Source organism: Cellulomonas algicola (genome assembly GCF_003851725.1).
Taxonomy (GTDB): Bacteria; Actinomycetota; Actinomycetes; order Actinomycetales; family Cellulomonadaceae; genus Cellulomonas; species Cellulomonas algicola.
Genome location: NZ_BHYL01000399.1, coordinates 1 through 6017 on the forward strand (window position 1 = coordinate 1; position 6017 = coordinate 6017).

At 78.0% G+C, this 6017-nt stretch carries 5 protein-coding genes; 1 reads left to right on the forward strand and 4 read right to left on the reverse strand.

What is annotated here, in order from left to right; translation table 11 throughout:
* From CTKZ_RS19875 to CTKZ_RS19890, 4 genes are all read right to left on the reverse strand, one after another.
* On the reverse strand, window positions 1-890 hold an 890-nt coding region (locus CTKZ_RS19875; RefSeq protein ID WP_371852401.1), incomplete at its 3' end, for a sacsin N-terminal ATP-binding-like domain-containing protein.
* Entirely contained in the window at window positions 890-1957 is a 1068-nt protein-coding gene (locus CTKZ_RS19880; RefSeq protein WP_124344538.1) for a DUF3027 domain-containing protein, read from the reverse strand. The genes CTKZ_RS19880 and CTKZ_RS19875, both read right to left, overlap by 1 nt.
* A gap of 2 nt (window positions 1958-1959) precedes the next feature.
* Window positions 1960-2340, reverse strand: a complete 381-nt coding sequence (locus tag CTKZ_RS19885) for a cold-shock protein (RefSeq protein WP_124344539.1) — start codon at window positions 2338-2340, stop codon at window positions 1960-1962.
* A gap of 130 nt (window positions 2341-2470) precedes the next feature.
* The gene (locus CTKZ_RS19890; protein WP_235843575.1) at window positions 2471-3715 is read right to left on the reverse strand and encodes a M20 metallopeptidase family protein; all 1245 of its coding nucleotides are present in this window, start codon (window positions 3713-3715) and stop codon (window positions 2471-2473) included.
* 216 nt (window positions 3716-3931) lie between these two features.
* Here CTKZ_RS19890 and CTKZ_RS19895 point away from each other — a divergent pair.
* On the forward strand, window positions 3932-6017 hold a 2086-nt coding region (locus CTKZ_RS19895), incomplete at its 3' end, for a helicase-associated domain-containing protein (RefSeq protein ID WP_124344540.1).

Here is a 6017-nt window from a genome sequence, read left to right on the forward strand (position 1 = left end):
TGCACGACGCGCACCCCCGCGTGCGCGCCCGACCGCGGCAGCGCCCACGTCACGCGCCAGTCCCGCGCGGCCCGCTCCTCGACCGGCCGGTCCGCGAGCAGCGCGAGCGGCAGCTCGCCCTCCGCCGACGCCACGAGCCAGCGGCGTCCCACGTCCGCCACGCGCCGCGGCGGCTCGTCGGACGTCAGGTCCTCGACGACGACCTCGACGAGCGCCGGCAGCGCGAGCAGCAGCGCGTCGTCGACCGCGCGCAGCAGCCCCCGCACCTCGTCGGCCGCGACCTCGTCGCGCAGCTGCAGCACGACCGCCGTGTCGTAGCCCGCGGGCGGCGGGCCGTCGGCGGGGAACGGCAGCCGCAGCGCGGGCAGCGAGCCGTCCCGGCGCCGCACCTCGTCCGCGAGCGCCGGCACCTGCGCCGCGGCGTCCGCGAGCAGCTCCGCCGTGTCGCGCAGGCTGAACCGCACGCCGCCCGTCGTCGACACGACCGAGACCTCGTCGGACACCGCGCGCACCGCGGCGAAGCCCACCCCGAACCGTCCGACGACCCGACGCTCGGGCGCCGTGCCCCCGTCCGGCCGCTTCGACGACGCCCGCATCGACGCGAGCGACGCGACGCCTGCCTCGTCGAGCGGCGCACCCGTGTTCGCGGCGACCAGCACGAGCGTGCCGTCGTCCGCGCGCGCCAGGCGGAGCAGCAGCCGCCCCTCGACGCCCGCCCGGGTGGCCGCGTCGGCGGCGTTCTGCGCGAGCTCGACCACGACGCGGTCGCGGTAGTAGCCGCGGGCGTGGTCCTCCTCGGTGTTCGCGTCCTCCCGCAGGCGTGCCGGGGACGCGCGCCACGCCCCCAGCACGGCGGCGCGCAGGGCCGCGGTGCCGAGGGCGTCGAGCATCACTGCTCCGGGTCGGTCCCGGTCTCGGCCGCCGGCACGTCGGCGGGGGCGTCGTCCCGGGCGACGGGCTCCTCGAGGAGGGCCTCCTCCACGAGCTCCGCCGCCACCGCGGGCTCCACGACGACCTCGTCCGCAGCAGCCTCGCCGCCGACGCCCTCGTCCGCGCCCGCCTCGTCGGCGACGGCGCCGTCGGCGTGGGCCTCGTCGGCGGCGGCCGGCACGACGACGACGGTCTCGTCCGCTCCTGCCTCCACGACCACGGCCTCGCCCGCCGCGGCCTCGACCACCACGACCTCGTCCGCGGCAGGGACCGGCGCGGCGTGCGGCACGACCTCGACGCGCATCTCGTCGATCAGCGGGTCGGGCGCGGGCCAGTCGCTCGGCGGCGCCTCGGCCTCCGTCTCGGAGTGCGCACCGCACCCGTGGTCGAGGCTCACGACCTTGCCGTCGTCGGGCGACCACTCGTTGGCGCAGACGCCGAACACGGTGCCGAGCGACCCCTGCAGGGTCACGAGGAACCCGCACGACGCGCAGGCCGCGGACGCCGCGAGCGCGCCGGCGGTCGTCGGTCCGTGCGAGCCGCGGTACCAGCGCTCGGCGGCCTCGTCGCGCCCCTGCGGGGACAGCACGCGGGCCCGCGCGAGGGCGAGCTCGTCGATCGCGACGGAGTCGAGCTCGTCGTCGCCGGTGGGCGTCCAGCCGGGCTCGAGGCGCGGGTCGTCGGCCCGGAACGGCAGCACGTCGCCCGGGCCGATGTCGCCGGGGCGCAGCCGCTCGGACCAGGGCACCCACGTGGCGGCGAGGATCGCGTCGTCGCCGGGCAGCAGCTCGGCCTCGCAGACCGTGGGCGTGCGGCCGCGCGGCACGCGCGCGACGGTGACGGTCCACTCCCACCCGCGGTAGCCGCGGGCCAGGCACGCGAAGCGGTGCGAGACGAGCCGCTCGCCCTCGACGACGTGGCCGAGGTGCTCGCCGACGTCCGCCGGGTCCTCGGCGATGCCGATCGCGACCTCGCGGGCCAGGTCGACGGCGTTGCCGAGGACGGCGTCCTTCGTGGCGACGGCCATCCTCAGGCCTCGAGGTCGTCGGCGACGCGGCGCAGCAGCGTGGCGTACTGCGTGGCGCGGGCCTTCTCGGGGTAGCGGCCGCGGCGCAGGTCGTTGCCGACGCGGTCGAGCACCTTGATGAGGTCCTCGATGATGACGGCCATGTCGTCCGCCGGCTTGCGCGCGGCCTTCGCGACGGACGGCAGCGGGTCGAGGATCTTCACGGACAGCGCCTGCGGCCCGCGACGGCCGTCGGCGACGCCGAAGTCGACCTTGGTGCCGGGCTTGGGCGTGACGCCCGCGGGGAGCGCGGACGCGTGCAGGAACACCTCGCCGCCGTCGTCGTCGGCGATGAACCCGAACCCGCGCTCGGTGTCGAACCACTTGACCTTGCCGGTGGGCACGGCAACCCCTTGTCCTTCTGCGTGACGACGTCCCCTCGACGTCCTGACCCTCCAGGTTACCGGCCCGTGCCGCCGCGATGCGCGTACCGGTCCCGTCGACCACCCGCCCGCCCGTGACGTCGGGCGTGGGTCAGCCCTGCGCGAGCCGGTCGAGCGCGAGCGCCGCGAGCACGGCGGGGCCCGTGACGAGCGCGTCGTCGGCGAACCGCGCGTGCGCGGAGTGGTTGTACGCGGCGGTGCGCGGGTCCTCGCCGACGGGCGTCGCGCCGACCGCGACGAACACGCCCGGCACCTGCTCGAGCACGTAGGAGAAGTCCTCGGCGCCCGGGAGCGGCTGCGCCGCCTCGTGCCACGCGTCCGCGCCGAGCAGCGCGGGGACGACGCGCGCGGCCCGCTGCACCTCGTCGGGCGTGTTGACCGTGACCGGGTAGCCACGCTCGTAGTCGACCGTGGCGGTCAGCCCGTGCGCCGCGGCGACGCCCTCGCACACGCGCGTCAGGCGCTCCGGGACGACCGCGTGCGCGGCCTCCGAGAAGGTGCGGACGGTGGCCTCGAGCCTGGCGGTCGGGGCGATGACGTTGTCCGTCGTGCCGCCGAGGATGTGGCCGACCGTGACGACGACCGGGTCGAACACGTCGAACTGCCGCGTGACCATCGCCTGCAGCGCGAGGACGATCTCGGCCGCGACCGGGACGGGGTCGGCCGCGAGGTGCGGCATCGAGCCGTGCCCGCCGCGTCCGTGGACCGTGACGTGCACCGTGTCGGCGGCGGCGAGGATCGTGCCCGGCCGCGACATCACGACCCCTGTCGGCAGCAGCGAGGACATGACGTGCAGCGCGTACGCGGCGACGACCCGGTCCCCGGCCGCGTCGAGCACGCCCTCCTCGATCATCAGGCGCGCGCCGTGGTCGCCCTCCTCGCCCGGCTGGAACATCAGCACGACCGAGCCCGCGAGCCGGTCGCGGCGGGCCGCGAGCAGCCGGGCCGCGCCGACCAGGCCCGCGGTGTGCAGGTCGTGCCCGCACGCGTGCATGACGCCCGGGTTCTCGGACGCGAACGGCTCACCCGACTCCTCCGCGACGGGCAGCGCGTCCATGTCGCCGCGCAGCAGGACCGCGGGCCCGGGGTGCGCGCCGCGCAGCACCCCGACGACCGACGTCAGGCCGCTCCCCGTCGTGACCTCCAGCCCGAGTCCGTCGAGCGCGTCGAGCACGAGCCGCTGCGTCGCCGGCAGCGCCAGGCCGATCTCGGGCGAGCGGTGCAGGGCGTGCCGGAGCGCGACGACGACGTCGCGCTGCGCGCGGGCGTCGGCGAGCAGCGAGGCGAGCACGTCGTCGCCGACCTGGCCGGTGGTCGGGTCGAGGGTTCCGGTCACGGCTGACCTCCGGACTGGGTGGGTGGACGTCTCGCACGCTAGCCGCAGGCCCGGCGTCGTGCCCGCGCCCGGTCCGTGCGCGGGGCGTCCGTGCTGCGTCGCACGGCCCACCGCGCGGTCGTGCGAGCCCCCGGCGCCCCTCCCCCGCTCCGCCGTGCGGTGGAGCGCGACCTCGGCCACCCCCTGCCGTGAGGGCGGGAAAGTATCGTGGGACGGATGGCCACGTTCACCGGGTACCTGCGCGCGTGCGGGGACGACGACCTCGTCACGCTGCTGCGGCTGCGCCCAGACCTGGCGTCGCCTTCTCCCTCCACGCTGTCGTCGCTGGCCGCACGCGCGACCAGCCGTGCGAGCCTCGAGCGCGCGCTCGCCGCCGTCGACGCGGGCGTCCTGCAGGTCGTCGAGGCCGTCGTCGCGCTCGGTGCCGAACGTCCCGTGACGGCCGCCGCCGTGCGCGCCGCGGTCGCGGGAGACGACCCCGCGGGCGGGCGGCTCGTCGACGCCGCGCTCGCCGACGCGCAGGCCCGCGCACTGGTCCACCCCGACGTCCCGGATCCGGGCGCGCGCCCGGCCCGTGCCCGGTCGGCCGCTCGTGCCGACGTGCCCCTGCACGCGGCACCCGGGCTCGCGGAGCTCCTCGGCCCGTACCCCGCGGGCCTCGCCCCCGTCGAGCACCACCGTGGTGAGCAGCCCGCGGACGGTCGCGGCACCGGCCCCGACGACCCGGCCGAGGTACGCGCGCTGCTCCAGGAGGCGCCCGCCGGCGCGCGGCAGGTCGTCGACGCGCTCCTGTGGGGTCCGCCGGTGGGCCTCGCCCCGACCAACGCGACCGCGACCGCGGGCGCTGTGCAGTGGCTCCTGCGGCGCGGGCTCCTCGTGCACGGCGACAGCCGTCACGTCGTCCTCCCGCGGCGTGTCGCGCTCGCGCTGCGCGGCGGCCGGACGCACCGCGCACCCGCGCTCGCGCCCACCGTGCCGACGGACGCCCCGCACCGCTCGGACGCGCTGGTCGCCGCCGAGTCGGCGGCGGCGGGCGAGCACGTCGTCCGGCTCGTCGGGCGCCTCGCGCACCTGTGGGAGCAGGCACCCGCACCCGTGCTGCGGTCCGGTGGGCTGGGCGTGCGCGAGCTCCGGCGCGTCGCCACGACGCTCGAGGTCGACGAGGTCGAGGCCGCGTTCGTCGTCGAGCTCGCGGGTGCTGCGGGGCTCGTCGCGGACGACGGCGAGGAGTCGCCGACGTTCGTGCCCACGCTCGACCTCGACGACTGGGCCGCGCTCGAGGTGCCCGCGCGGTGGGCCGTGCTCGCACGCACGTGGCTGTCCACGCCGCGGACCCCGTGGCTCGTCGGCACCCGGGACGAGCGCGGCGCCGTGCGCGCGGCCCTCGACCCCGAGCTGCACCGCACGTGGGCGCCGCGGCTGCGGCGCTCGGTGCTCGGTGTCCTGGCCGACGCGCACGGCGTGGCCCTCACCGCGCACCAGGTGCTCGACGTCCTGCGCTGGCGCGCACCCCGGTCGGTGCCCCCCGAGCAGGCGGTGACCGCGGTGCTCGCCGAGGCCGGGCGCCTCGGCGTCCTCGGTGCGGGGGCGCTGTCGCCGGCGGGTCGAGCCCTGCTGGGCTCCGCGCCCGACGACCCGGCACCCGCCGACGTGTTCGCCGCCGCGCTGCCGCCGGCGGTCGACGAGGTGCTGCTCCAGGGTGACCTCACGGGCATCGTCCCGGGCCGCCCGAGCGCCGCGCTCCAGGCGCTGCTCGACGCGACGTCGCACGTCGAGTCGCGCGGCGGCGCGCTCACCGTGCGGTTCACGCCGACGACCGTGCGCGCGGCCCTCGATGCGGGCGCGACGGCCGACCAGGTGCTCGCGGACCTCGCGGCGCACGCGCGCGGCGTCGTCCCCCAGCCGCTGGAGTACCTGGTCCGCGACGCCGCCCGACGGCACGGCCGGCTGCGCGCCGGGACCGCGTCGAGCTACGTGCGCGCCGACGACCCGACGCTCCTGGCCGGGCTGGTCGACGACCCGCGCCTCGCCGACCTCGGCCTGGTCGCGCTCGCCCCGACCGTCCTGGCCGCGCAGGCGAGCACGCGTGAGCTCGTCGAGACGCTCCGCGAGCGCGGGCTCGCACCCGTGACCGAGGGACCCGACGGCGAGGTGCTGCACCTCGCGCCCCTCGTGCGGCGCGTGGGACGTCGTGGTGCGGCCGCGGCCCGCCGCCGCGCGAGCGCCGCCGTCGCGCCGACCGGGCCGACGGCGTTCCGCGAGCCGCTGCCCGACGAGCGACTCGCGGCGCTCGTCCCCGAGC